Annotated in this window: 21 protein-coding genes; 20 read left to right on the forward strand and 1 reads right to left on the reverse strand. The window is 49.5% G+C overall.

Annotated elements, in window-relative coordinates; translation table 11 throughout:
* Positions 1–104 precede the first annotated feature (104 nt).
* The 20 genes from smc to JOD01_RS05355 all read left to right on the forward strand — a co-directional run bounded on the left by smc (position 105) and on the right by JOD01_RS05355 (position 20,141).
* Positions 105–3,677, forward strand: coding sequence for a chromosome segregation protein SMC (gene smc / locus JOD01_RS05260; protein ID WP_204517185.1), 3,573 nt, complete (start codon positions 105–107; stop codon positions 3,675–3,677).
* 37 nt (positions 3,678–3,714) lie between these two features.
* Entirely contained in the window at positions 3,715–4,728 is a 1,014-nt protein-coding gene (ftsY, locus tag JOD01_RS05265; RefSeq protein ID WP_204517186.1) for a signal recognition particle-docking protein FtsY, read from the forward strand.
* A gap of 149 nt (positions 4,729–4,877) precedes the next feature.
* Complete coding sequence (locus tag JOD01_RS05270; RefSeq protein WP_204517187.1) at positions 4,878–5,216, forward strand: putative DNA-binding protein; 339 nt, start codon at positions 4,878–4,880, stop codon at positions 5,214–5,216.
* Positions 5,217–5,226: 10 nt separating this feature from the next.
* Complete coding sequence (gene ffh / locus JOD01_RS05275) at positions 5,227–6,606, forward strand: signal recognition particle protein (RefSeq protein ID WP_204517188.1); 1,380 nt, start codon at positions 5,227–5,229, stop codon at positions 6,604–6,606.
* Positions 6,607–6,729: 123 nt separating this feature from the next.
* Positions 6,730–7,002 carry a 30S ribosomal protein S16 gene (gene rpsP, locus JOD01_RS05280; RefSeq protein WP_204517189.1) on the forward strand — a complete coding sequence of 91 codons (273 nt, stop codon included), beginning with the start codon at positions 6,730–6,732 and terminating at the stop codon, positions 7,000–7,002.
* 21 nt (positions 7,003–7,023) lie between these two features.
* Entirely contained in the window at positions 7,024–7,251 is a 228-nt protein-coding gene (locus tag JOD01_RS05285) for a KH domain-containing protein (RefSeq protein ID WP_204517190.1), read from the forward strand.
* Between the two features lie 149 nt (positions 7,252–7,400).
* Positions 7,401–7,823: a YlqD family protein gene (locus JOD01_RS05290; protein WP_204517191.1), complete on the forward strand. Its 423-nt coding sequence runs from the start codon at positions 7,401–7,403 to the stop codon at positions 7,821–7,823.
* Positions 7,816–8,334, forward strand: a complete 519-nt coding sequence (gene rimM, locus JOD01_RS05295) for a ribosome maturation factor RimM (RefSeq protein ID WP_204517192.1) — start codon at positions 7,816–7,818, stop codon at positions 8,332–8,334. Before JOD01_RS05290 ends, rimM begins: the two co-directional genes overlap by 8 nt.
* Positions 8,335–8,346: 12 nt before the next feature.
* Positions 8,347–9,090 carry a tRNA (guanosine(37)-N1)-methyltransferase TrmD gene (trmD, locus tag JOD01_RS05300; RefSeq protein ID WP_204517193.1) on the forward strand — a complete coding sequence of 248 codons (744 nt, stop codon included), beginning with the start codon at positions 8,347–8,349 and terminating at the stop codon, positions 9,088–9,090.
* A 160-nt stretch (positions 9,091–9,250) separates the two neighbouring features.
* A complete protein-coding gene (gene rplS / locus JOD01_RS05305; protein WP_204517194.1) occupies positions 9,251–9,598 on the forward strand; it encodes a 50S ribosomal protein L19 in 348 nt (115 codons plus the stop codon).
* Positions 9,599–9,764: 166 nt separating this feature from the next.
* On the forward strand, positions 9,765–10,322 hold the full coding sequence (gene lepB, locus JOD01_RS05310) for a signal peptidase I (protein ID WP_204517195.1): 558 nt from the start codon (positions 9,765–9,767) through the stop codon (positions 10,320–10,322).
* Positions 10,323–10,374: 52 nt separating this feature from the next.
* Positions 10,375–11,277, forward strand: coding sequence for a ribosome biogenesis GTPase YlqF (gene ylqF, locus JOD01_RS05315; RefSeq protein WP_204517196.1), 903 nt, complete (start codon positions 10,375–10,377; stop codon positions 11,275–11,277).
* Between the two features lie 110 nt (positions 11,278–11,387).
* Positions 11,388–12,164, forward strand: coding sequence for a ribonuclease HII (locus JOD01_RS05320; protein WP_204517197.1), 777 nt, complete (start codon positions 11,388–11,390; stop codon positions 12,162–12,164).
* A 38-nt stretch (positions 12,165–12,202) separates the two neighbouring features.
* Entirely contained in the window at positions 12,203–14,230 is a 2,028-nt protein-coding gene (locus JOD01_RS05325) for a hypothetical protein (protein WP_204517198.1), read from the forward strand.
* The gene (locus JOD01_RS05330; RefSeq protein WP_204517199.1) at positions 14,227–14,520 is read left to right on the forward strand and encodes an EscU/YscU/HrcU family type III secretion system export apparatus switch protein; all 294 of its coding nucleotides are present in this window, start codon (positions 14,227–14,229) and stop codon (positions 14,518–14,520) included. Before JOD01_RS05325 ends, JOD01_RS05330 begins: the two co-directional genes overlap by 4 nt.
* Positions 14,517–14,873, forward strand: a complete 357-nt coding sequence (locus tag JOD01_RS05335) for a YraN family protein (RefSeq protein ID WP_204517200.1) — start codon at positions 14,517–14,519, stop codon at positions 14,871–14,873. The genes JOD01_RS05330 and JOD01_RS05335 overlap by 4 nt, the downstream gene beginning before the upstream one ends.
* A 199-nt stretch (positions 14,874–15,072) precedes the next feature.
* Positions 15,073–16,197 carry a radical SAM/CxCxxxxC motif protein YfkAB gene (gene yfkAB / locus JOD01_RS05340; protein WP_204517233.1) on the forward strand — a complete coding sequence of 375 codons (1,125 nt, stop codon included), beginning with the start codon at positions 15,073–15,075 and terminating at the stop codon, positions 16,195–16,197.
* 109 nt (positions 16,198–16,306) lie between these two features.
* Positions 16,307–16,672: a YolD-like family protein gene (locus JOD01_RS05345; RefSeq protein WP_338028527.1), complete on the forward strand. Its 366-nt coding sequence runs from the start codon at positions 16,307–16,309 to the stop codon at positions 16,670–16,672.
* Positions 16,673–16,767: 95 nt separating this feature from the next.
* Positions 16,768–18,318, forward strand: a complete 1,551-nt coding sequence (locus tag JOD01_RS05350) for a YifB family Mg chelatase-like AAA ATPase (protein WP_204517202.1) — start codon at positions 16,768–16,770, stop codon at positions 18,316–18,318.
* A gap of 560 nt (positions 18,319–18,878) precedes the next feature.
* Positions 18,879–20,141 carry an MFS transporter gene (locus tag JOD01_RS05355; RefSeq protein ID WP_204517203.1) on the forward strand — a complete coding sequence of 421 codons (1,263 nt, stop codon included), beginning with the start codon at positions 18,879–18,881 and terminating at the stop codon, positions 20,139–20,141.
* Positions 20,142–20,492: 351 nt separating this feature from the next.
* On the opposite strand, the gene JOD01_RS05360 is transcribed toward JOD01_RS05355, so the two are convergent.
* Positions 20,493–22,166, reverse strand: a complete 1,674-nt coding sequence (locus tag JOD01_RS05360; protein ID WP_204517204.1) for a restriction endonuclease — start codon at positions 22,164–22,166, stop codon at positions 20,493–20,495.
* Positions 22,167–23,552: the final 1,386 nt, after the last annotated feature.

Here is a 23,552-nt window from a genome sequence, read left to right on the forward strand (position 1 = left end):
GGAATGTATTTCGCAAACGGCATCTGTCGGCAGCCGTGAACCATGGTGCCGGCCAGGTGCGCCGCTTGGCTTTCGGACAAGCGTAAATCTGGGAGGATTTGTACATGTACCTAAAACGCCTGGAGTTGGTAGGGTTTAAATCGTTTGCCGATCGAACCGAAATGGAATTTGTCAAAGGCGTAACCGCAGTGGTTGGCCCAAACGGCAGCGGGAAGAGCAATGTGTCGGACTCGATTCGCTGGGTTTTGGGGGAACAGAGCGCCAAATCATTGCGCGGTGCGAAAATGGAGGACATCATTTTTGCCGGCAGCGATAAACGCAAGCCGTTGAACTATGCCGAAGTGACGCTCACGCTGGACAACAGCGACCGGGCGCTGGACCTGGAATACAGTGAAGTCTCGATCACCCGCCGGGTTTACCGTTCGGGTGAAAGCGAATATTACATAAACAAACGAGCCTGCCGGTTAAAAGACATCATGGAATTGTTCATGGATACCGGTTTGGGGAAAGAAGCCTATTCGATCATCGGTCAGGGGAAAATCGAGGAGATTCTCAGTACAAAAGCGGAGGACCGGCGGGGGATTTTTGAAGAAGCGGCCGGAATAGTCAAATACAAAAACCGCAAACGGGAAGCGGAGAAAAAGCTCGAGGAAACCGAGCAAAATCTCGTCCGCATCCACGATATCGTCAGCGAGATCAATGAGCAGATCGTACCGCTGCAAGAACAGGCGGAAACGGCGAAACAATATAAGGAATTGCATGAGCAGCTCGTAGAGCATGAGATTTCCCTCTATGTTCAGCAAATTGAAGCAACGCATGCCAAATGGGAAGAAGCGAGCGCACAGGTCGCCAGGCTGCAAGAGGAGCTGGTCGGCTATTCCACCAATGTCAGCAAGAAAGACTCCGATTTGGAACAGGCCCGTTTTCATGTCAGTCAGCTCGATCAGTCGCTGGAAGAGCTGCAACAAGTATTGCTGCAGGTCAGTGAGGAAACGGAAAAAGTGGAAGGCCAGCGCGAAGTACTGAAGGAGCGGCTGCGTAATCTCAGCTCCAACCGGCAGCAAACGATGGAGCAGATGCACCGCTTGACCGAGAAGCGGCAAAGCGTGGAAGAGCAGCTGGAAGAGGAACAGGCCAAGGCGGAAGAAACCAAGCAGCGTCTGGCTGAGGCGCAAGGTTCTTTGCTGGCCGCTGAAGCGGAATTTTCGGCCATGGTGCAAACGTTAACCGATGATGTGGAGCGGCTAAAAGGCGATTATTTTGAGAAGTTAAACGAAATGGCCGGCCTGCGCAACGAGATTCGCCATCAACAGCAATTGATCGAGACCAGTCAGGCGCGGATGGAACGGGTCACACAGGAAAAGGAACGGCTGGAACAGGAAGAACAATCGCGCCTGCAGCGCTTGGCGGAGCAGCAGCGTTTGCTTGGCGAGATGGAACAAGCAATCGCGGACACGCTTGCCGCATACAAGCAGCTGATGGAACGGGTGCGCGAAGGCCAGGCGCAGCTGGAACAGGCCCGCAGAGAGGTGCGTCATTGGGAACAAAGGCGTGAAGCCAACAAAAGCCGCCTGGATTTGATCAAGGAGATGCAGGCGGAATTTGCCGGTTTTCAACAAGGGGTCAAGGAAATCTTAAAAGCCCGCGAAAAAGGTTTTGCCGGCATTCACGGCGCTGTGGCTGAACTATTGGTCGTCCCGCAGCAGTATGAAACGGCGATCGAGGTGTCCTTGGGCGGTGCGCTGCAAAACGTCGTCGTTGACAATGAAGCGGCCGGTCGGGAAGCGATCGCCTATCTGAAAAAACATCATGCCGGACGAGCCACCTTTTTGCCGCTGGATGTCATCCGTTCCCGCAGCATTCAGGCGGAGGATCGGCGCATCATCGATCAGGAGGCGGGGGTTGTCGGCATCGCCAGCACACTGGTCTCATTTGATGAAAAGTATCGGTCGATCATCGAATCGATGCTGGGCAATGTGATTGTTACGGAAACGCTGGAGCAGGCGAACCGCGTGGCGCGCCGCTGTGGTTATCGCTATCGGGTCGTCACCTTGGAGGGCGATATCGTCAATGCCGGCGGTTCGATGACCGGGGGGGCGGTGAAGAAAAACAGCGCCAACTTGCTGGGCCGCAATCGGCAGGCAGAAGAGCTGGAAGCCGAAATGGCGGAAATCGAGCGGCGGATTGCCGAGCAAAATCAGCGCTGTGAAACGTTGCAGCGCAAACTGGCCGATATGGAAGCCGAACAGGAACAGCTGCGGTCGGACGGTGAAACCAAACGGCTCAAGGAACAGGAACTGAAAAGCGGTTTGCAACAGATTGAAGCGGAAGGCCGCAGGATCACGGAGCGGCTGCAATTGTTAACCATTGACGTGAATGGCTTCGCGCGTGAGATTGAGGAGGCTGACGCAAAGCTGCAGCAGTTGCAGGAAGCCTTGCAGCAAAAAGATGCGGAAGAAAAAGCGTTGCAAGCAACGATCCAGGAAGCGGAGGCAAAGCGTCAGGAACAACTCTCCCATAAGGAAGAGATGAACGAGCGGATTACCGGACTGAAAGTGCTTGACGCACAGGTCCAGCAAGAACACCGCTCGCGTCTGGAACAGATCGAGCGGCTGCGGCAAGAACGGGACACGCTGTTGCAAGAATGGGAGGAACTCAATGCAAACTTGGCGTCCTTCGATGAACTGGAAACGACGAACCAGTCGACGAGCAAGGAGCTCGAAGACAAAATTGCCGAATTGCGCCAAGATAAAGAGCGCGTAGCAGCGCTGATCCACGAACGGCGGGCGGAACGAGCCTCCTTGTTTGCCGTCCAGCAGCAGATGGAGAATGAGACCAAGGAATTGCGGAAACAACTGAAAGCTGTGGAGGATCAGCTGCACCAGGAAGAAGTGAAGGCCAATCGCTTTGACGTAGAACTCGATCATCTGCTGAACAAGCTCTCGGAAGAGTACGAAATCAGCTATGATTTGGCCAAGCAGAAATATCCGCCGCGCGCTGAGCTGGCCGAGACGCAACAACTGGTGAACCGCCTGAAAAAACAGATTGCCGAACTGGGGACGGTAAACCTCGGGGCCATCGAGGAATATGAGCGTTTGTCGGAGCGATTCGAATTTCTGCATACACAGGAAGCCGATTTGAATGAAGCAAAAGAGATGCTCTACCAGGTGATTGAGGAGATGGACTCCGAGATGTCGCGCCGATTCAAGGAAACGTTCGAGGAAATCAGCGAACAGTTCCGCGATGTCTTCGTCCAACTGTTCGGCGGCGGACGAGCCGATCTGCTCCTGTCACAGCCGGACAATTTGCTGGAAACCGGAATCGACATCGTTGCCCAGCCGCCGGGCAAAAAGCTGCAAAATCTGGCGCTGCTGTCCGGGGGCGAACGCGCCTTGACGGCGATGGCGCTGCTGTTTGCCATTTTGCGGGTCAAACCTGTGCCCTTTTGCGTGCTGGATGAGGTGGAGGCGGCGCTCGATGAAGCGAATGTCGCCCGTTTCGCCGAATATATGCATGAGTTTAGCGCACAAACCCAGTTTATTTGCGTGACACACCGCAAAGGAACAATGGAGAGTGCCGACGTATTATATGGCATCACGATGCAAGAAGGCGGCGTCTCCAAGCTTGTCTCGGTGAAGCTGGAAGACACCAAAAAGTTAATCGAAAATATTTCATAAACGATTTTGAAAGCAAAACCGAATTGGGAGGATGGGCATGAGCTTTTTCAGCAAATTGCGTGAGGCCATTGTGCAAAAATCGGAGGCGGTCACGCAAAAATTTACCGATGGTTTGACGAAAACGAGAAATCTGCTGGTCGAAAAAGTAGAGGACTTGGTGCGCCGATACAAAAAGATTGATGAGGATTTCTTCGAGGAGTTGGAAGAAATTCTGATTACCGCTGACGTTGGCGTAGGTACGGTGATGGAATTGATCGACGAGCTGCGCGGCGAGGTCCGGCGGCAAAAAATTGAAAACGCCCTTGATTTGCAGCCGATTTTGTCGGAAAAGCTGGTAGCTTTGCTGAAAAATGAGGAAGCGGACGCGACCAGCTTGCAGCTTGAAGACGGACGGCTCAACGTCATTTTGTTTGTCGGGGTCAACGGCGTGGGAAAAACGACGACCATCGGGAAGATGGCGCATATGTTTAAGCAACAGGGCAAAAAGGTGTTGCTGGCCGCGGGCGATACGTTCCGCGCGGCGGCAATCGAACAGCTGGAGGTATGGGGAGAGCGCGTGGGCGTCGATGTGATCAAGCATCAACAAGGGGCCGACCCGGCAGCGGTGATCTACGATGCCCTGCAAGCAGCCAAATCGCGCGGCGTTGACATTTTGCTGTGCGATACAGCCGGCCGGTTGCAAAACAAGGTAAACCTGATGGAAGAGCTGAACAAAGTGTACCGGGTGGTTCAACGGGAAGTGCCCGGCGCTCCGCATGAAGTGCTGCTTGTGCTTGACGCCACTACTGGCCAAAATGCGCTGTCACAGGCGAAAACGTTTGGCCAATCTGCCGGCGTTACCGGAATTGTCTTGACCAAACTGGACGGTACGGCCAAAGGCGGCATCGTCATCGCCATCCGCAATGAACTGAAAATTCCCGTCAAGTATGTCGGGTTGGGCGAACGGATGGACGACCTGCAGCCATTCGATCCGGAGCAATTTGTCCATGCGCTGTTTGCCGGACTGATTGCCGAGGAAGCGGCGGAAACGGCGAAACAACAGCAGGAATAAACGGTTTTCCGGCAGGAACAACTTTTTTGCAAACCTTGTCAACAAAAAACCTTGACAGAGGGTAAAGAATTAGGTACGATATGTAACGTGCTGTAAAGGGAAAAACCTTTACATGTTAATCGAGTACCTCATGCAAAGGATTGGTTCGCATGTTGGAAAAGACCAATCAAGTGAATCTCTTGTTTGACTTTTATTCCACTCTCTTAAAAGGAAAACAGCGCGAGTACCTGGAGCTATATTATCTGGATGATTTGTCGCTTTCGGAAATTGCCGAAATGCACGAGGTATCTCGACAAGCCGTCTACGATCATATCAAGCGGGCGGAAAAGCAGCTGTTCGAATATGAAGAAAAACTTCAGTTGGCAGCGAAACACGAACAGCGGCAAGCGATCCTCGATAAGTTGAAGGGGTTTGTCGCAGAGAGATGTGAAGGTGCAACGAGAGAAGAGCTACATGCTTTGCTCCTGGAACTGTCAGAGATGGATTAGGAGGGCTCGTATGGCATTTGAAAGTTTAGCCAGCCGACTGCAGGGCGCTTTTGACAAGCTTCGCGGCAGAGGAAAGATTGACGAAACTGCCGTGAATGAAGCGATGCGCGAAGTGCGCTTGGCGCTGTTGGAAGCTGACGTTAACTTTAAAGTAGTAAAAGAGTTTATCGCTCGCGTCAAGGAACGGGCAGTTGGCCAAGAGGTGCTGAAAAGCTTGACCCCCGGCCAGATGGTCATCAAGATCGTCAACGAGGAACTGACCGCTCTGATGGGCGGAGATGTCGCGAAAATCGCGGTTGCCAATCGGCCGCCAACCGTTGTGATGATGGTCGGTCTGCAAGGGGCAGGGAAAACGACCTCAACCGGAAAACTGGCGAAACATCTGCAAAAGCAGAATCGCAAACCGTTGCTGGTAGCAGCGGATATTTACCGCCCGGCGGCGATTAAACAACTGCAAGTATTGGGCGAGCAGATCAAAGCGCCGGTTTTTTCCCTGGGTGATCAAGTAAGCCCGGTGGAAATTGCCAGACAGGCAATCGAGCACGCAAAAGAAAACCATCTTGATTACGTCTTGATCGATACGGCCGGTCGGCTGCATATTGATGAAGCGTTGATGGAAGAGCTGCGGCAAGTTCGCGAAGTGGCCAAACCTGATGAGATCCTGCTCGTGGTTGACGCCATGACTGGTCAAGATGCAGTCAATGTGGCGGAAAGCTTTAACCAGCAACTGGAGTTGACCGGTGTAGTTTTGACCAAGCTGGATGGTGATACGCGCGGCGGTGCTGCGTTGTCGGTCAAAGCGGTTACCGGCAAACCGATCAAGTTTGCCGCGATGGGCGAAAAGCTGGATGCCCTGGAACCGTTTCATCCCGATCGGATGGCTTCGCGGATTTTGGGGATGGGCGATGTGCTCAGCCTGATTGAAAAAGCGCAGGAAGCGGTCGACACCGAGAAGGCGAAACAAATGGAACGGCAAATGCGGCAAGGGGAATTTACCTTTGACATGTTTCTCGATTCCATGCAGCAGATGCGCAATCTCGGGCCGTTGGAAGATATTCTCGGCATGTTGCCGGGCATGAACAAGCTCAAGGGCAATATGAAAGTGGATGAAAAGCAAATCGGACGTGTCGAGGCTATCGTCAAATCGATGACCAAAGCGGAACGGGCCAATCCCGATCTGTTGAATGCGTCCCGACGGAAACGGATTGCCGCAGGCAGCGGAACCAGCATTCAGGAAGTAAACCGGTTCATCAAGCAGTTTGAAGATATGAAGAAGATGATGAAGCAGTTTACCGGAATGACCGACAAGATCAAGAAGAAGCAGAAAAAAGGCGGTCTGAAAATGCCGGGGATGAACTTTCCGTTCAACTTTAAACCTCCGTTCAAATGATGGAAGTGCGGACGGTTTCTCCAAACGCTTGAACTCTCTTTGCAGACAGCAAACGCTGGCCTGCAATAGTTCAGATATATGCATAACAACGTGTTTGCGTTGATTTTATAGGAGGTGAACAACATGGCAGTAAAAATCCGTCTGAAACGTATGGGTTCCAAAAGAGCACCATTCTATCGTGTAGTTGTGGCTGATTCCCGCTCTCCACGTGATGGTCGTTTCATCGAGGAAATCGGTTACTACAATCCGGTTGCACAACCAGCTGTTGTCAACATCGACACAGAGAAAGCTGTTCAATGGATCTTGAACGGTGCTGCGCCAACCGATACCGTTCGCAATCTGCTTTCCAAAGCAGGCGTCCTCGCGAAAGTACACGAAACCAAATACGGTAAATAATTTCTTTACGGGAGAATCACGATGAAAGCGCTGGTCGAAACGATCGCAAAAGCTCTCGTAGATCATCCGGAAGAAGTGCGTGTAAACGTAGTGGAAAGAGACCGGACGTTCGTTTATGAATTATCTGTCCATCCTGAGGACATGGGCAAGATTATTGGTAAACAGGGACGGATCGCCAAAGCACTGCGGACCGTAGTGATCGCTGCGTCTGTGCAAACGGACAAGCGCGTCATAGTGGAAATTGTTTAAACCTCAAGGCTGGGAGCAGACTCCCAGCCTTTTTCTATCAGACGCTGCTTCCCAAAATGGCTTGCCAATGCCTCTGTTTTTTGCGATGATTAATTCTTGATTATGCTCGTTCGGGCTAAAGCGGGCAAGCAGGAGGAGGGAACGCTTGAATGTTGACAGTTCAACGTCCCATACGGGTGAAGGTTGTACTTACCGAATCGTCCAGAGCCAGACTCATCGCCGAGTATCAGCAACAGGCCAGGCAGATCGCTCTGGAGTTGGAACAGTGGCAGTTTGAAAGCCGCAAACTGTTGCTGGACGCCCAGAAAAAATCGGCCGATACGTTTCGGTTGGCTAAAGAACGCGTCGCACGGGAAGAACAAACGAGGAAGGAAAAACTGGAATTGATCCGGTTCAAACTGGACCAGCTCGAGCAATTGCCGGACGGCAGTGAACTGGATTATGCAACCGTAGAAGGCAGTGTCCAGATTAAGGTTGGCGATTCCTGGGACGAGATGATGAGGGGAACGGAAATTATTATCAGAGACGGAATCGTCAGCGAGATTCGCGAAGGAGGAAAAGCAGTTGAGTGACAAACGTTTCTTTACTGTGGGCAAACTGGTAAATACGCAAGGGCTGCGCGGGGAAGTTCGGGTCATCTCCACGACCGATTTTCCGGATGAACGGTTTAAAGTGGGAAACCAGCTTTATTTATTTCATCCATCCCTCACCGAACCGCTTCCATTGACGATTGCATCGCGCCGTCAGCATAAGGAGTTTGAATTGATCAGCTTTCAAGGCTTTACGTCAATCAACGATGTGGAGAAGTTTAAGGGCGGTGAGCTGAAAATTCCGGAAGAGGCGCTGATGGAACTGGAGGAAGATGAATTTTACATACACCAGCTGATTGGCTGTGACGTGGTAACCGATGAAGGGGAAGAACTGGGCAAAATTGTCGACGTGCTTCAGCCTGGAGCCAATGATGTATGGGTGGTCAAGGGCAAGCGCGGCGAAATTTTGCTTCCGTTTATCGACGACTGCATCAAGGAAGTGGATATCGCCGCAAAGCGGGTTGTTTGCCACTTGCTGGAAGGTCTGCTGTAGGGAGGAAGCGATGTGCGGATTGATATTTTAACCCTTTTTCCGGAAATGTTTTCCGGCGTCTTGCAGACCAGCATACTGGGCAAGGCCGCGGAAAAAGGAATTGTCCAATACAAGGTTACGAACTTCCGGGATTATTCGGAAAGCAAACACGGCACCGTTGACGATACGCCGTATGGCGGCGGCGGGGGGATGGTGTTGAAGCCTGAGCCGTTGTTTCGGGCGGTGGAAGACATCGCGCAAGGCACGAAACCGCGCATCATCCTGATGTGTCCACAGGGGCGGCCATATCGGCAGGCGATCGCGGAGGAATTGGCCCGGGAAGAACATTTGATCTTCATTTGCGGCCATTATGAAGGGTATGATGAACGCATCCGGGAACATTTGATCACCGATGAAATCTCCATTGGCGATTATGTTTTGACCGGCGGCGAATTGGCGGCGATGGTCGTGATCGACAGCGTCGTCCGCTTGCAACCCGGCGCGTTGGGCAACGAAACATCTGCGGTGACGGACTCTTTTTCGACCGGGCTGTTGGAATATCCGCACTATACGCGGCCGGCCGAGTTTCGCGGCTGGAAAGTGCCGGAGATTTTGCTCTCAGGCCATCATGCCAACATCGAACGGTGGCGTTTGAAAGAATCGCTGCGCCGGACGCTGCAGCGGCGGCCCGAACTATTGGAGCAGCTCGAACTGACCAAGGAAATGAGCGAGCTTTTGGCGGAAATACGCCGCGAGCAGGAAGAAAACGGTCAATAATCAAGGAAAAAAATATTGTAGTCGCTCGTCCATTATGTTATTATATTGCTTGTGGCAATTTTGCCCGCTGACTAAGGCGGTCCGCTACTCGTAGCTCAAGCAGTTGTGACTTGAGTCAAAGGACGAGTAAGAACGTCTGATCGGAAGGAGGGAATTTGAAATGAATCAAGTGATCCGTGAATTAGAAAAAGAACAATTGAAACAGGATCTTCCTGCGTTCCGACCTGGTGACACTGTTCGTGTACACGTGAAGGTTATTGAAGGTCAGCGCGAGCGTATTCAGCTGTTTGAAGGCGTTGTGATCCGTCGTCGCGGTTCGGGTGTTAGCGAAACATTTACCGTCCGTAAAGTTTCTTACGGCGTAGGTGTTGAACGTACTTTCCCTGTTCACACTCCTAAAATCGAAAAGATTGAAGTAGTGCGTCATGGTCGCGTACGTCGCGCGAAACTGTACTACCTGCGTGATCGTGTGGGTAAAGCAGCCCGGATTAAAGAAATCCGCCGATAAAACCAACAAGGAAAGCGTGTGTAAACCGAATAGCGCTTTTCACAATAAAAGAAGGAGGACTGGTTGCCAGCCCTCCTTCTTTTCCCATTCAACCGAAAAATTGTACGGGCGGGTGGCAAACCTGCATCTTTTTGCATATGAGTGCTGAAAGCGGGAGGATAATAGGATGAGTGAACAAACCACCTCCAGCAGGGGAAGACGTGAAGCCTGGGAATGGATCAGAGCATTGGGGATCGCGATTATCCTTGCGTTTCTGATCCGCACTTTTTTGTTTGCGCCATTCGTCGTGGATGGACAATCAATGGAGACGACTTTGCACAACGGGGAAAAACTGGTTGTCAACAAGGCGATCTACTTGCTCTCCCAGCCGCAAAGGGGCGATATCATCGTCTTTCATGCCGAACCAACGCGTGATTACATAAAACGAGTGATTGCCGTAGCCGGCGATACGATCGAAATGAAAAACGATCAGCTTTATTTGAATGGCAAGCAGGCCGATGAACCATACCTGGCGGAGAAGCGCAAAGAAGCCAAGCAGAAGGGGGTTCCCCTGACGGAAGATTTTGGCCCGATCACGATTCCCGATGGCCAGATTTTTGTAATGGGCGACAATCGCCTGAACAGCCGTGACAGCAGAGCGATCGGCCCGGTCGATGTGGACACGGTGGTGGGCCGCGCCGAACTTGTCTTCTGGCCATTCGGCGAGTTGAGAGTGACCCGCTAAGCCAGCCGATCCTGCCATGACGAAAAGCTGATGTGGAAAGAAGGTGAATGACATGACGATTCAATGGTTTCCTGGGCATATGGCCAAAGCCCGCCGGCAAGTGACGGAAAAGCTGAAGCAAATCGATGTGGTCATCGAATTGCTGGACGCCCGCTTGCCGCTGTCCAGCCGCAACCCGATGATCAACGAAATTGTCGGAGAAAAGCCGCGCCTGATTCTGCTGAACAAAGCGGATCTTGCCGATGAACAGGTAACAGAACTTTGGATGCGATACTTTAAAAATCAGGGAATTCGCACCTTGCCGATTGACGCGCTGAGCGGAAAGGGAGTCAACAAACTGCCTGCCTATTGTCAGGAATTGGCTGCGGATATGCTGAACAAGCGAGCCGAACGGGGCATGCAAGCTCGTGCGGTGCGAATCATGATCCTCGGGATTCCCAATGTCGGCAAATCGTCGCTGATCAACCGATTGGCCAAACGGGCAGTCGCCCAGACCGGCGATCGGCCGGCTGTGACCAAGGCGCAACAGTGGGTCAAAATGGGGGATTCCCTGGAATTGTTGGACACACCGGGGATTCTCTGGCCCAAGTTTGAAGATCAGATGGTTGGTTTGCGTTTGGCTGCCAGCGGTGCAATCAAGGATGAACTGATTGATTTTACGGAAGTGGCATTGTTTGTGATCGCTTATATGATGCATTATTATCCCGAGCGATTGACAGAGCGGTTCAAACTAAAACAACTCCCCGAAGATCGAGTGGAAATGCTGGAGGAAATCGCGAAAAAACGCGGTTGTCTCGTATCGGGCGGGCAAGTGGATTACGACAAAGCCGCGGAAATTTTTCTGCGTGAACTGCGCTCAGGCAAGATGGGCGTCATTTCCTTGGAACGGCCGGAGGATTGGGAGATGGCGGAACCGATTGGCAAGCCGTTAAGCTTGTCGCAAGCTGACTTTTAATGGGCAGATCGACCGTCTATCAACGGATAGGCGGTTTTTCCATTGTGTCACATTCGTTTGAGCCAAAGGGTTCCTTTTTATTTTCAGGTACATAGGAGAGAAAGTGATCAATGGATATCGCCAAAATGTCGATAACAGAAATACGAACAGCAGTAGAAAAATTGGACGAACTAAGCAAAGATTTTCTATCATTATTGGCAGAAGATCCCCGCAAAGGGGTTCGCGAGTTGGCCCGCCAACTGGAAAACCGTCTGGCCCATCAGGAAAAACTGGCCGCTCGCTGGGCGGAGATGAGCCAGTATGAACGGACTCTATGGCAAGAAGGAGCGCGGTATATTTTTGGCATCGATGAAGTGGGGCGAGGTCCGCTCGCTGGGCCGGTGGTGGCTTGTGCCGTCTGCTTGCCGCCCGATTTCTATTTGCCGGGGTTGAATGATTCGAAAAAAGTTCCGGAAGCGATGCGCACCGCGTTTTACGAAGTGATCAAACGAGAGGCGCTGGCGATAGGCACAGGAATTGTCTCGGCGGAACGGATTGACCAGATCAACATCCTGGAAGCGACCAAAGAAGCGATGAGACTGGCGATTGATTCCGCTTCGCTGCCGCCGGACGTTTGTCTGATCGACGCGGTACGGCTGCCCGACTTGCCTTGCAGACAAATTCCCATCATCGGCGGGGACGGAAAAAGCATTTCCATTGCCGCCGCTTCCATCGTGGCCAAAGTAACGAGAGACCGGCTGATGCAAGAGTATGCAACTGAGTATCCCGCATACGGATTTGACAAGAATGCCGGTTACGGCACGGCCGAGCATTTGCGGGCGATCCAACAGTTCGGCCCCTCGCCGATTCACCGCTATTCTTTTACCGGTGTGAAGGAATGGGCCTGACGCAAAACTATCGTTGAACCATGAAAGGAGGCTGCCCGATGATCCAAACTTCCAACCTGCTTAACACATTGCAGACCCGAGCGTCGTCACAATCGGTAAAACAGCTTGAGCTCCAGCCGGGACAAGTTTATCGGGGAACGGTACTGAAGCTGTATCCGGACAATATGGCGCAAGTCCAGATCGGAGGTCAGCAGGTAACGGCCAAACTGGAAACCAAACTGGAGGCTGGCCAAAAGGCTTGGCTTCAGGTGCAGCCTTCCTCGGGAATGGTTACATTGAAAATGTTGACGGGATCGGCGGAGGCTGCGGACAACTCTCTGACCGGCCTGATGAATTCGCTCGGCTTGGCCGATACAAAAGAAAATCGGACGATCATGCGATCGCTGCTGCAACAAAATTTGCCGGTGACAAAAGAGCTGGTTCAGGCGTTTTCCAGCATCGCCCGGGAGCAGGGAACATCCGAGGCAACGGTTGATGCTTTTCTGCTCGCGTTCAAACGGAAGCTGCCATTGACCAGCGAAGTAGTCAACAGCTTGCAGAGCTTTCTCTCCGGCAAACCGCTGTCGCAGTCCATTCAAACTTTTTTGCAACAGGCATCGCAATTTTTGCAAGCAGAGTCGGCCCGTCCGCAGGCAGGTGAGAACACGCCGGAAGCACTTGTAAAGCAAGTGGTCGCGGAAGCAAAAGACAAACTGGAGAAATTGCCTTTGCATGTCGCGGCAACCAATCAGGAGAACGAAGCGTTGTCAGAAGAGCCAGCGGGAGGAGCGCAGCCGCCAAAAACACAAACGGCTGTTAGCGCCGGTACCGGACAGGCAGCGGGCCGAGCGGCGGCAAATGCTTCAACTGGCCCGCAACAGGCAGCGGACAGCCTTCCTCCGGCCAGCACAGCACCCCAAGCGGCCACAACAGCGCAACCGATAGACAGTGGCAAACAGCCGTCAGGCACTGCTGGCGACTCGCAGCAACCGACGGGCAAAGGGCCAGCATTCGCTGGTCACCCGGAAGCAGTTGCAAAACAAGGATCGGCGTTGCCGCAAGCGGCCGCCCCTTCGCTAACAAGCGGGGATGATGCACCGCAACTGGTCCGCACTGGCGAAACGGGACAAGCCCGGCCGGGTGTGAATCAGCCGGAAGCTGACGTAAACCGATCAGCTCGCAACAATGCGGCGCCGCAACCGCAAGCGACTGCGTTTCCTGCTGTTGCTGCCAAAAGCGGCGCAGGCGACTCCGCTCAGGCGCCTGCTGTCGCGCGAGTGGATGAGCGGGTTGGCACGCCGGATATGGCCAACGAGGCCGGACCTTCACCTGCAGCCGGAAAAGCGGATGTAGCAGCAGGGGGAACGACGGCCGGTGTGACGCGCAGCGGCGCAGAACAACCGGCGCTGGTTCAGCCGTATGGACTGACAGACAAGGCCAGTCCGTTGAAAGAGTTTTTTCACAAGCTTGGGGTCATGCATGAGCGAGATATTATGCAACATGCGTTGGCTCCCGGAGCAAGCGATTCGCAGCCAAAGGCGGGATTTGACAACGTGAAGTCGTTGCTGCTGCAAATTACCCAATCCTCGTCCCAGGCTGTCCCTGACAGTTTGCGGGATTCAGCGGAGCAGTTGTTGCAGCAGATCACTGGTCAGCAATTGATGCTGTCACAGCAGTCCAATACGAATGCATTGGCGCAGGTGGTCATGCAGGTGCCTCTGCGCAACGACCAAGGAGAAGAGACCGCCTACGTTCAAATCGAGTCGCGCAAGCAAGAAGGCGGCCAGCTGGACGCTGACAACTGCCGCTTGTTTTTTAACCTCGATTTGCAACAATTGGGCATCACCATGGTCGATGTCTCGATCGTCAATCGGATTGTCAATGTGCAAGTTTTTAATAACCAGCCGTGGCTGGACAAGTTGGCTTATCAGATGAAAGAAACATTTGCCCAGCAGTTGCGGGAGGTTGGTTATCATTTATCCGGATTGCGTGTGCAAGCGTTGCCGGTGCAACAGCCGAACACGACATTTTCTGCGGTGAACAACAGCATGCTCTCCGACTACAAAGGGGTGGATATCCGCGTATGAGGCAGGCGTCCAAAGATTCGGCCAAACAGCGGAAACAGGCGGTGGCCTTGCGCTATCAGGCGGGAGTAACCGATGCGCCTACGGTCATCGCCAAGGGAAAAGGATACATTGCCGAAAACATCCTGAAATCGGCCAAAGAGAACAAGATTCCGATTCAGGAAGATCCGTCGCTGGTGGAAGTATTGGGCAAGCTCGATTTAAATCAGCAGATCCCGCCCGAGCTTTATCAGGTGGTGGCAGAAATACTCGCATTTGTTTATCGCCTTGATCGGGAAGGGCGTCGCCCATGACTTTACCGCGCAAACAATTGGGAAGATGGGGAGAGGATTTGGCGGCGGCCTTCTTGCTTCGGCAAAACTACCGAATCATCGCGCGCAACGTGCAAACAAGACGTGGCGAGATTGACATCGTTGCCGAAGATGGACAAATGATAGTGTTTGTCGAGGTACGGACCCGTTCCAGCCAAAGGTTTGGTACGCCAGCGGAATCCATTACCTGGAGAAAGCGGCAAAAATTGCGCGAGCTGGCTTTGCAATATTTACAAGCAGCCAACGAATCAGCCAAAACGTTTCGCTTTGACGTGATCACGGTTCTGATCGAAGGGGGAGAACCGCGAATCAAGCACTTTCCGCATGCATTCTAGTGCCAGAAATAGGCAGAACGATTGGGGAAAACGTCTACAGCAGACGATCTGATTGTGACGTACTATGTACTGTACTCGACGCGATGAAACTCCTCCAAACAATTCTTTTAAAAACCTTCCCATTCGTTGGAAGGTTTCTTTTTTGCATGTAATATAATATAGGCAGACAATTGAAACAGGAAAGAAGGAACAAATGCGGATGACAATGAAAGTGAAAGAACCGATAACCCCTCAAAATGACCCGTGGGAAGCATATATCGACCAGGCCAAATTTGGCAAACTGGTGTTATCCAATGTCGAATTTACGACCACCTATTTGTGCAATATGCGGTGTGCACACTGTGCGGTAGGCAATACGTTGCAGGTCAAAGATCCGGCTGCGCTGCCGCTTGAGCTGCTGTTGCAGCGGTTGGAGGAAATCCCGCATTTGCGTGCGCTCAGCATTACCGGGGGAGAACCGATGATGTCGCTGGCGTCCGTCAAGCAGTATGTTCTCCCGTTGCTGAAATATGCCCATGAACGCGGTGTCCGCACCCAATTAAACTCCAACCTGACAATGGACTTCGACCGCTATGAGCTGATCATCCCGTATTTGGATGTCTTACATATTTCGCACAATTGGGGAACTGTGGAAGAATTCGCAGAGGTCGGGTTTGCCCGGATGGACAAAAAACCAACCTTTGCCCAGCGAGCCAAACTTTTGGACAAGATGTTTGCCAACAGTCGCAAACTGGTGGAGGCGGGCGTGTTTGTTTCGGCCGAAACGATGCTCAACCGCAATACCGTGCCTTACTTGGAGAAAATTCATCGGGAAGTGGTGGAGGAGATGAAGTGCCAACGCCATGAGATTCACCCGATGTATCCAAGCGATTTCGCCAGCGCGCTGCTGCCGCTGTCCCTCGATGAATTAAGACAGGCGATCCACCATTTGCTCGATATTCGCGACCGATCGGTCTGGATGTTGTTTGGAACCCTTCCGTTTTACGCTTGCAGCGATCGGCCGGAGGATTTGCAGCTGCTGGAACGTTTGTATGCCAGCCCAAAGGTAACGGTACGCAACGATCCGGATGGCCGCTCGCGGTTAAATATAAATATGTTTACCGGAGATGTGATCGTCACCGACTTTGGCGATGGCCAGGCGCTGGGCAATATTCAAAACGATTCATTGCCGGAGGTTTATGACAAGTGGCTGGACAGCTCGCTGGCCAAACAGCTCAATTGCCATTGCCCACAAGTCCAATGTCTGGGGCCAAATGTGCTGGTGAAAAATACTTACTATGCAGAAACGGATTTTACGATGCGTCAAGCGAACATTTCCAAATAAAACAGGGTAAGCAAAGACTTTGCGGGGGCAAAGTCTTTTTTTTTGCTTGAATAAATGAACTGCCTGCGCCATAATATAGGAACAAATGTTCCTATGCGGAGTGATAACAGTGTCTCAGAAATTACAAGATGAATTCGGCAATCAACGAATGAAACTGCACGTACACCAAGAAACGATGCAGAATCGCAGCGAAATAAAGCAGTTAGTGCAATGTCCCTCTATCGAGGAAGAAGACTTTGGCGAGATGTGCTTCCGCATTTATGACAGCACGCAATATGATTATGCCATCAATGTAAAATGGTTTATCCCGATCGTTGGGAATTTGGGAATGGTAGAAACCGCTTGGGGAATCGTGAAAGAGATTAATATTGAGCAGAAGCGCGTTAAATTGGTGAATGACTGGAGTTCGCAGTGGATCGACATTGAAAACCTGGTCCATGTAACCAAGACGACCTTTCCCCAATCTGAAAAATGAAGGTTCTTGCTTGTCGACAATCCGCTTTTTTTGTCCCAAGGCCAACAAGTAGACTGTGAATGGGAAACCTTGATGCAGGACAAGGAGGGCAGGCCATGTATGCACAAATTTTTTCGGCAACTGTTCAGGGAATCGATGGACTGATTGTTACGGTAGAGGTGGATATCGCTAATGGGCTGCCGCAATTTGAACTGGTCGGCCTGGGCGGTTCCGCGGTGAAAGAGGCGAGAGACCGGGTCCGCGCCGCTTTGCGCAATGGCGGCTTTGATTTTCCGCTGCAGCGGATTACCGTAAATCTGGCGCCGGCCGATTTGCGCAAAGAAGGCTCCGGTTTTGACCTGGCGATTGCCATGGGGATTTTATTGGCTTCCGAGCAGGTGCGCCAGCGGACGGAGCAGACACTGATACTGGGCGAATTGGCTCTCGATGGTTCGCTGCGGCCGATGTCGGGGGTATTGCCGATCTTACTCGAGGCGAAGCAGAAAGGCTTTACCCATGTCATCTTGCCGCAGCAAAATACCGCGGAAGCGAGGCTGGTCGATTTGACGATCATGCCAGCGGATACGCTGAAGACGGCCGTACAGTATTGGACCGGAGAAAAAGCGCCCCCGTCCCATTTTGCCGAAGAGTCGTTGAGCGTCGCTTCGTCAACGCAGCAGCGGGCAAAAGGCCGCTGGGATTTTGCTCATGTGTTGGGGCAGCAGTCTGTGAAAAGAGGATTGGAAGTTGCGGCGGCTGGTTTTCACAATGTTCTGCTGATCGGACCGCCCGGTTCAGGCAAAACGCTGCTGGCCCACTGTTTGCCAACGATCATGCCGCAGATGAGCCGGGAAGAGTCGTATGACGTGACGAAAATTTACAGCATTGCCGGACAGTTGCGGACAAACAGCGGATTGATCGAGGAACGCCCCTTCCGCGCACCGCATCATACGATCACCGCAGCGGCCCTGGTCGGCGGCGGGGGGCAGGTGCCGCGTCCCGGCGAGTGCAGTTTGGCGCATGGCGGAATCTTGTTTTTGGACGAGTTGCCCGAGTTTTCCCGCCACGTCCTGGAAGTTTTGCGGCAACCGCTGGAAGCAGGCTGTGTGACGATCGGGCGAAGCCGGCAAGTCTATACGTTTCCAGCGCGCTTTTTGCTGATCGCATCGCTCAATCCATGTCCCTGCGGTTTTTATGGCACTTATGACGAACAGCGGCTCTGCACGTGCACGCCACAGCAAATCCAGAAGTATCGCGCACGGCTGTCCGGTCCGCTGCTCGATCGGATCGATATTCATTTGGAAGTGCCGCGTGTACCGGTGGAGGAATTGGAACTGCGCAAGACAGCGGAACCTTCCCAGCTGATCCGACAGCGTGTGGAGCAAGCGCGCAAGACTCAGGAAGCGCGCTTTGCCGAGCGTCTGTCGTTTCCTTTTAACAGCGGCATGCAAGGAGATGAGCTGCGCAAGCATGTCAACCTGGACAAAGAGGGAGCGCAGCTGCTGCGTCTGGCGTTTCACAAGATGGGCCTGAGCGCGCGGGGGTACGATCGCGTGCTGAAAGTAGCGCGAACAATCGCCGATCTCGACCACTCTGAGCAGGTTCTGGCCGTACATATTGCAGAAGCGGTCAAGTACCGCAGTCTCGATCGGGCGGTGCCTGGTTGAGTGTCGCCGGCATCCATGATCTTTGGTTCAGGGGTTTGGAGAAAAAATTGATTCGATCAACGCGCAGAACGTTTCGACACTGTCGGCAGAAGAGCAGGGGGATTGTCCCGCTTGTTCTGTTCAAAGATTCCGCTCCAGCTAAAGAAAAGATCCCCAAAGCACTGTCAGCCGTTGAATTCGGCTTGGTGGTGCTTTTTAAATTGATTGGCAAGGCGATCGATCGCACGAAGCTTTTACCGAAGAACAGCCATATCTGGACGCGATGCTCTCGACCATTAATCTGAACGACATGCCGATTAATAACTCAAGCCCTCTTTTATTTAGCAGACCACTCACTATTCGAATTGATCCGTAAGCTCCTTCTGCAAAAAGTTCTCTCTGCTACGGTTCAATATAGTGGAAATATTTCATTGAGTTTCAACATAAAAATACACAAATATATTAGTTATTCTCCGATTTTCAACAAAAAATCTTATGGAAAAAATTACTGAAATGGTTAAAATTGGATTGTGAAGAGTATGTTAATATTTGTGGTCGAGAAAAATACACGGGAGGTAAACATGAGCTCGTCTACACTCGAGATTCAGCAGAAGAAAAAGGAAAGTACGATCCTGCCAAAGTCTTATTATTATATTTTGATTGGCGACATAGTATCGAGAATGGGAGATTATATCTACCAAATTGGCATTCCATTATTAATTTATTATATAACTTCTTCTTCCGTGTGGATGGGAGTAGCCTTCGCTGTCGAACAATCTGCATTAATACTTACCGGTCTATTCGCCGGTACGATTGTAGATAGAAGTAATCCAAAAAAGGTAGTGATGATAAACTCCCTGCTTCAAACGGCGGCAGTATGTGCAATTCCCCTATTATTTACTCTTGGATCACAGAATATTTATGTAATTTTTGCGATTGGGTTTTTACTGATTGCGTCTAATTTCGTATATCGTACAGCAATCAACTCTCTTACTCCAAGTGTAGTGAAGAAAGAGCAACTTCCACATGCGTCAGGACAATTTTCATTGGGAAGGTCCGTAAGCAAAGTGTTAGGACCTATAATTGCCGGTTTTCTAGTCACTTCTTTGTCTCCCGTTCATAGTCTTTGGATTGATGCTCTAACATTCTTCGTTATTTTTATACTTATGAACTTGATTAAAGAGACAGATATGATTGATCAAGAACATACCACTAAAAAAGAAAAAAGCAAGCGAACCTTTTGGGAGGATTTCAAAGAGGGCTTTGCTTTGTTAGTTGAGATTCCTTCAGTTCTGCCACTAATCTTGCTGAATTTTATGATTAATCTTGGCTTTGTATCAATGTTTGCAATGATGGTGTTTCATTTGAAAGATACGTTAGGCATGGATTCTACACAAATTGGTTTTGTTTTTGCTGCTGATGGTGTTGGCGCCTTTGTTGCAGGATTGGTATTGCCGATTGTGATGAAAAAAATAAAAAACGGGTTTCTGGTTCTCATTGGTTCGTCGTTAATGGGATTGTCTATCCTGCTGTTGGGATACACAGAAAAAGCATTCATCGTAGCGATATTGTTTGGTCTGGTTATGTTCTCTTCTCAAATCATTAATAGGACGATTTACACATTATGGCAAATGCAGGTGCCGAAAAATAAACTTGGCAGAATTTTTGGTACAGCAACGATGCTAGAAAGTTTAAGTGTACCTTTAGCAGGTATGTTATCTGGTTTGATCGTGAAACACCATGGTTCCTACTTCTTAATGAAAAGTGGAGGAATGACTGTAATTTTAGTTGTTATTTTGATCTATATATTCACCAACATTAGAACCATTGATAACAGGAGCTGAAGTTTTGATGAGGTTGAATACAATATGGAACACAACGTAAATATTTCAACCGGATAAGGAATGTGATGAGCGTTTTAACACTTTATAACATGAACTATTTTCAGTGATTAAGCAAGGAAATACAGAAATTTTACAACCGTACCTGGGTGGTAGAACGTTTAGGTGAGATGCAGTCCCACATTATCTAGCGAAAGATTAGCAGGAGAGAGAATACGGTATTTACGTTATACTTCTCAATCCACTCCACCAGAACAGTGGTTTGGTGTAGTTCAAACGTGATGTTAACCCTCCACGGAGCGAACGTTTGTTCCACAAAAGAACTAAAATAAAAACGGCTTACACCGTCTTTATTTATGGGATAATAATTTTTGCGCGAATGCCTTGTTGTTCAAGCATATACAGCAAATTTGTTCCGTCAATTAACTCAATAGGTTTGTCTTTTGCGAAACCGCGGGCATCTGGTCCAAATGTTGACGTAGTTACCAGAATACCCTTTGCAGCATTCTCATTCATCATAGTTCCATATAGGTCTCTGACGGCTGCAACTTCAACAGTGTTACGATATCTTTTGGCCTGGATGACATATTTTCCGCCAAAAACTGGGCGAGGATCGAACGCAATGACATCTACACCGCCGTCTCGACTTGATCGGGTCAACTTTGATTCTAGGCCAATTTTTGCAAAGAGATTACATACAAGATGTTCGAAGTCAAAAGGATCCATTTCAAGCAAGTTCGTCCGATCATCGATACCGGAAATCATGTCACGTTCATCGACAAAACGCTTGTCAAACATGTCCAAATTCACAATGGGTTTGACGGGTGCTAATTCCGTCAAGGAAGGCGATATTTGAGCACGTAACCCCTTAACACATGCGATTACGTCGACTTTGCTAAGGTCAAATTGATTAAACTCACTTTTAGTGGTTTGAACGGTAATAATGCAGGGACGTATTTCAAGTCCAGTACTTGGGTTTATGGTAGAAACTACACCGTTGAAAACAATGGAATCAATTACATTCGCTTGATCCGCTTCAAACAACTCATGTAATGTACGAAGAGTTACAGATGCGGTAAGGTTTGAATAAATGTCAGTTTTTTCTTTTTGCTTAAATTCTGTTCCCTTAATTTCATCTTTGCTTTGGATGTACTTATATTCTTTAAACACCGGTATTGCGTTGGAGGAAGGTAATTCATATTCCACCACTAGCTCTTTACTTTGCTCAACATAGTAGAGTTCAAATTGTTGGGGGAACAGGTCACTGTACTGAGAACGCTCTAGGACCATAGAATTATATGCCTCAACTGCTTCTTTCTCTCCGGAAAAATATTTTGATTTAAATTCATCCACTTGCTGGATACGTTGGGCAATTTCGTCTTCAAAGGCTTGTTTCTCTCTCTCATATCGTTCCTTCGCCTCATGTAAAAGCTTGGCATCTTCTTTCAAAATGTTTTCGATTACATTATTTATTCGTTCGTGCTCCGCTTGAGCAGAATTGTAAGCAGCTTCTGCTTGTCTAACACTTTCAAGACGTTTTTCTTTACCAATCCCCAAGGTCTTTTCCCAAAAGGAGGGTTCGAGTTTTACACTTTTGAAGAAGTCTTCCTTAATCGGTTGAGGGTTAGCAGGAATCGTTGAAGCTGGAGGTGGCACAAACGCAGGGAATTTTTCTTTTGGATACAACGATTCGAATGAAATTGTATCATCGGTTTTCAGTGTAAGTGATAAAACAGATCGAAAATCTTCAAGAATGTATCGCACCTCATCATTCAAATCCTGCGTTTCATCTTTTCGACTTTGCAAATAACGAGCTTTCTGCTCTTTCTCATAATTTTTCTGATCCCTAATGGCTTGTTTCAATGCTTTATCGTGTTCGCGTTCCAATTGTCTTTCATACTGCCGCTGGAGCCTCTTTTGGCGCTCATATTCTCGCTGAACGGCCCTTTGGCGTCGTTCAGCGTTGCGTTGTGCTTTCGCTGCTTCCCGAGCAATTTTGCTAAAAGTGCTAACAATACCACGTCCCAAAGTTTACCACCTCCAAAAAAATATTACTCTACAAGTTTCCCAAAATGTTAGGGTATTATAATGTGGCATTGTGCAAATTTTACCAAAGCAGGGGCGGGAATTCAGTCGTTTATTGTCGAAAAGTAGGAAAAATGTCTCATTCTAAAGAGAATTATCGGGAAACTAGTTCGGATTACAAGGATATCAAATCGCTGAGATGTTTTACCTTTTCATGAATCAGTACAACCTCTCAGTACATAGCTCCGTTGTAACCGTAAAATGCTCTGACAGTACCTCCACATTATCCGTTACGTCTAATCACTTATCATGTGCAGCGGTAAAGAAGCATACCGAGTAAAATTTCTTGTTTCCCACTTCTGTAGCTCACGAAAAGCAGTCGGCATCAGACCTGACAACCGGCGTGAAGAAGGATATGACATAACTCATCGTAAAGAGACTCCCTCTTGACTTTCTGAGAGAGTCCTTTTTTCGATCGTAATACTTTTGAACCGCCAATTTCGTAAGACATGGAAGGTATTTCTTTGTAGAAGAGATAAATAGTCAAGATTTAGCTATTGGCTGTTCATCCAGATTTGTAGGCGATTCTATGCTTAGTTGCAAATAAAAGTGACTTACCCATGTCTCAAGTGGAGTAGAGTATATGACTATCATATAACATCACTTTTATAAGAACTAATATTCTTATGCAATATGGCATTAGTTCTTGCGTTATAGCTAGATACAATTTAATGACAGCCTGAGCTCTACCCTTGACACTAGGCTGGTCAGGAGAGGTTTCCCCCGTTTTTGCTGAAACAATTGATCCAGAACAAGCCGTATAAAAACAAGGTACCATGAAGTATATGAAAAAGTAGTATGAGTGAGTGGATGGAGGTTCCATGGTAGCTTCCAATCCAACTGAATTACAGATATTCATCAAAAAATCTGACAATGAATAAAATTAGGGTATAAACGCAATGTGTAAACTCATTTTAAATAACTGGAGTGATCATATGGTTATTTCACCAATTCAAGGATCTATAAACAAATTAAGAAATCAGAGATCGATGAATCAGGTTTTCAATCCCTGAAAAGAATACTCAACATCATATGATATTAGCTGTCAAGCTCCTAATTTACGAGCTAACTATTTAGAAGAGTATTTATTACAAAGAATTAACCAGGTTGAATACATCCTCGTTGCAGAGACATTAAGATTTCAGGGAGGGAAGTACTCCGAGATAGCGATGACCTCAGAAAGAATATTGTTAGGCAATCATCCTGATATTGAAGCAAAACATAATTTCGTAATTGTTTTTGGCAAGTAAGAAATGTAGCAAATGGCAATTAAAAATGTACCACTTGCCAACCCCTAAATTATTTACCGTGTAATAGCGATTCTTTGTA

Origin of the sequence: Brevibacillus fulvus, assembly GCF_016908525.1 — a bacterium.
Taxonomy (GTDB): Bacteria; Bacillota; Bacilli; order Brevibacillales; family Brevibacillaceae; genus Brevibacillus_G; species Brevibacillus_G fulvus.

Excerpts from the sequence above, each read along its gene's own strand:
- ylqF (WP_204517196.1), top strand. The coding sequence starts at position 10,375 with ATGACGATTCAATGGTTTCCTGGGCATATGGCCAAAGCCCGCCGGCAA.
- ftsY (WP_204517186.1), top strand. The coding sequence starts at position 3,715 with ATGAGCTTTTTCAGCAAATTGCGTGAGGCCATTGTGCAAAAATCGGAG.
- JOD01_RS05325 (WP_204517198.1), top strand. The coding sequence starts at position 12,203 with ATGATCCAAACTTCCAACCTGCTTAACACATTGCAGACCCGAGCGTCG.
- JOD01_RS05355 (WP_204517203.1), top strand. The coding sequence starts at position 18,879 with ATGAGCTCGTCTACACTCGAGATTCAGCAGAAGAAAAAGGAAAGTACG.
- JOD01_RS05335 (WP_204517200.1), top strand. The coding sequence starts at position 14,517 with ATGACTTTACCGCGCAAACAATTGGGAAGATGGGGAGAGGATTTGGCG.
- rplS (WP_204517194.1), top strand. The coding sequence starts at position 9,251 with ATGAATCAAGTGATCCGTGAATTAGAAAAAGAACAATTGAAACAGGAT.
- JOD01_RS05290 (WP_204517191.1), top strand. The coding sequence starts at position 7,401 with ATGTTGACAGTTCAACGTCCCATACGGGTGAAGGTTGTACTTACCGAA.
- JOD01_RS05270 (WP_204517187.1), top strand. The coding sequence starts at position 4,878 with ATGTTGGAAAAGACCAATCAAGTGAATCTCTTGTTTGACTTTTATTCC.
- lepB (WP_204517195.1), top strand. The coding sequence starts at position 9,765 with ATGAGTGAACAAACCACCTCCAGCAGGGGAAGACGTGAAGCCTGGGAA.
- smc (WP_204517185.1), top strand. The coding sequence starts at position 105 with ATGTACCTAAAACGCCTGGAGTTGGTAGGGTTTAAATCGTTTGCCGAT.
- JOD01_RS05285 (WP_204517190.1), top strand. The coding sequence starts at position 7,024 with ATGAAAGCGCTGGTCGAAACGATCGCAAAAGCTCTCGTAGATCATCCG.
- rpsP (WP_204517189.1), top strand. The coding sequence starts at position 6,730 with ATGGCAGTAAAAATCCGTCTGAAACGTATGGGTTCCAAAAGAGCACCA.
- ffh (WP_204517188.1), top strand. The coding sequence starts at position 5,227 with ATGGCATTTGAAAGTTTAGCCAGCCGACTGCAGGGCGCTTTTGACAAG.
- yfkAB (WP_204517233.1), top strand. The coding sequence starts at position 15,073 with ATGACAATGAAAGTGAAAGAACCGATAACCCCTCAAAATGACCCGTGG.
- JOD01_RS05330 (WP_204517199.1), top strand. The coding sequence starts at position 14,227 with ATGAGGCAGGCGTCCAAAGATTCGGCCAAACAGCGGAAACAGGCGGTG.
- JOD01_RS05320 (WP_204517197.1), top strand. The coding sequence starts at position 11,388 with ATGGATATCGCCAAAATGTCGATAACAGAAATACGAACAGCAGTAGAA.
- JOD01_RS05350 (WP_204517202.1), top strand. The coding sequence starts at position 16,768 with ATGTATGCACAAATTTTTTCGGCAACTGTTCAGGGAATCGATGGACTG.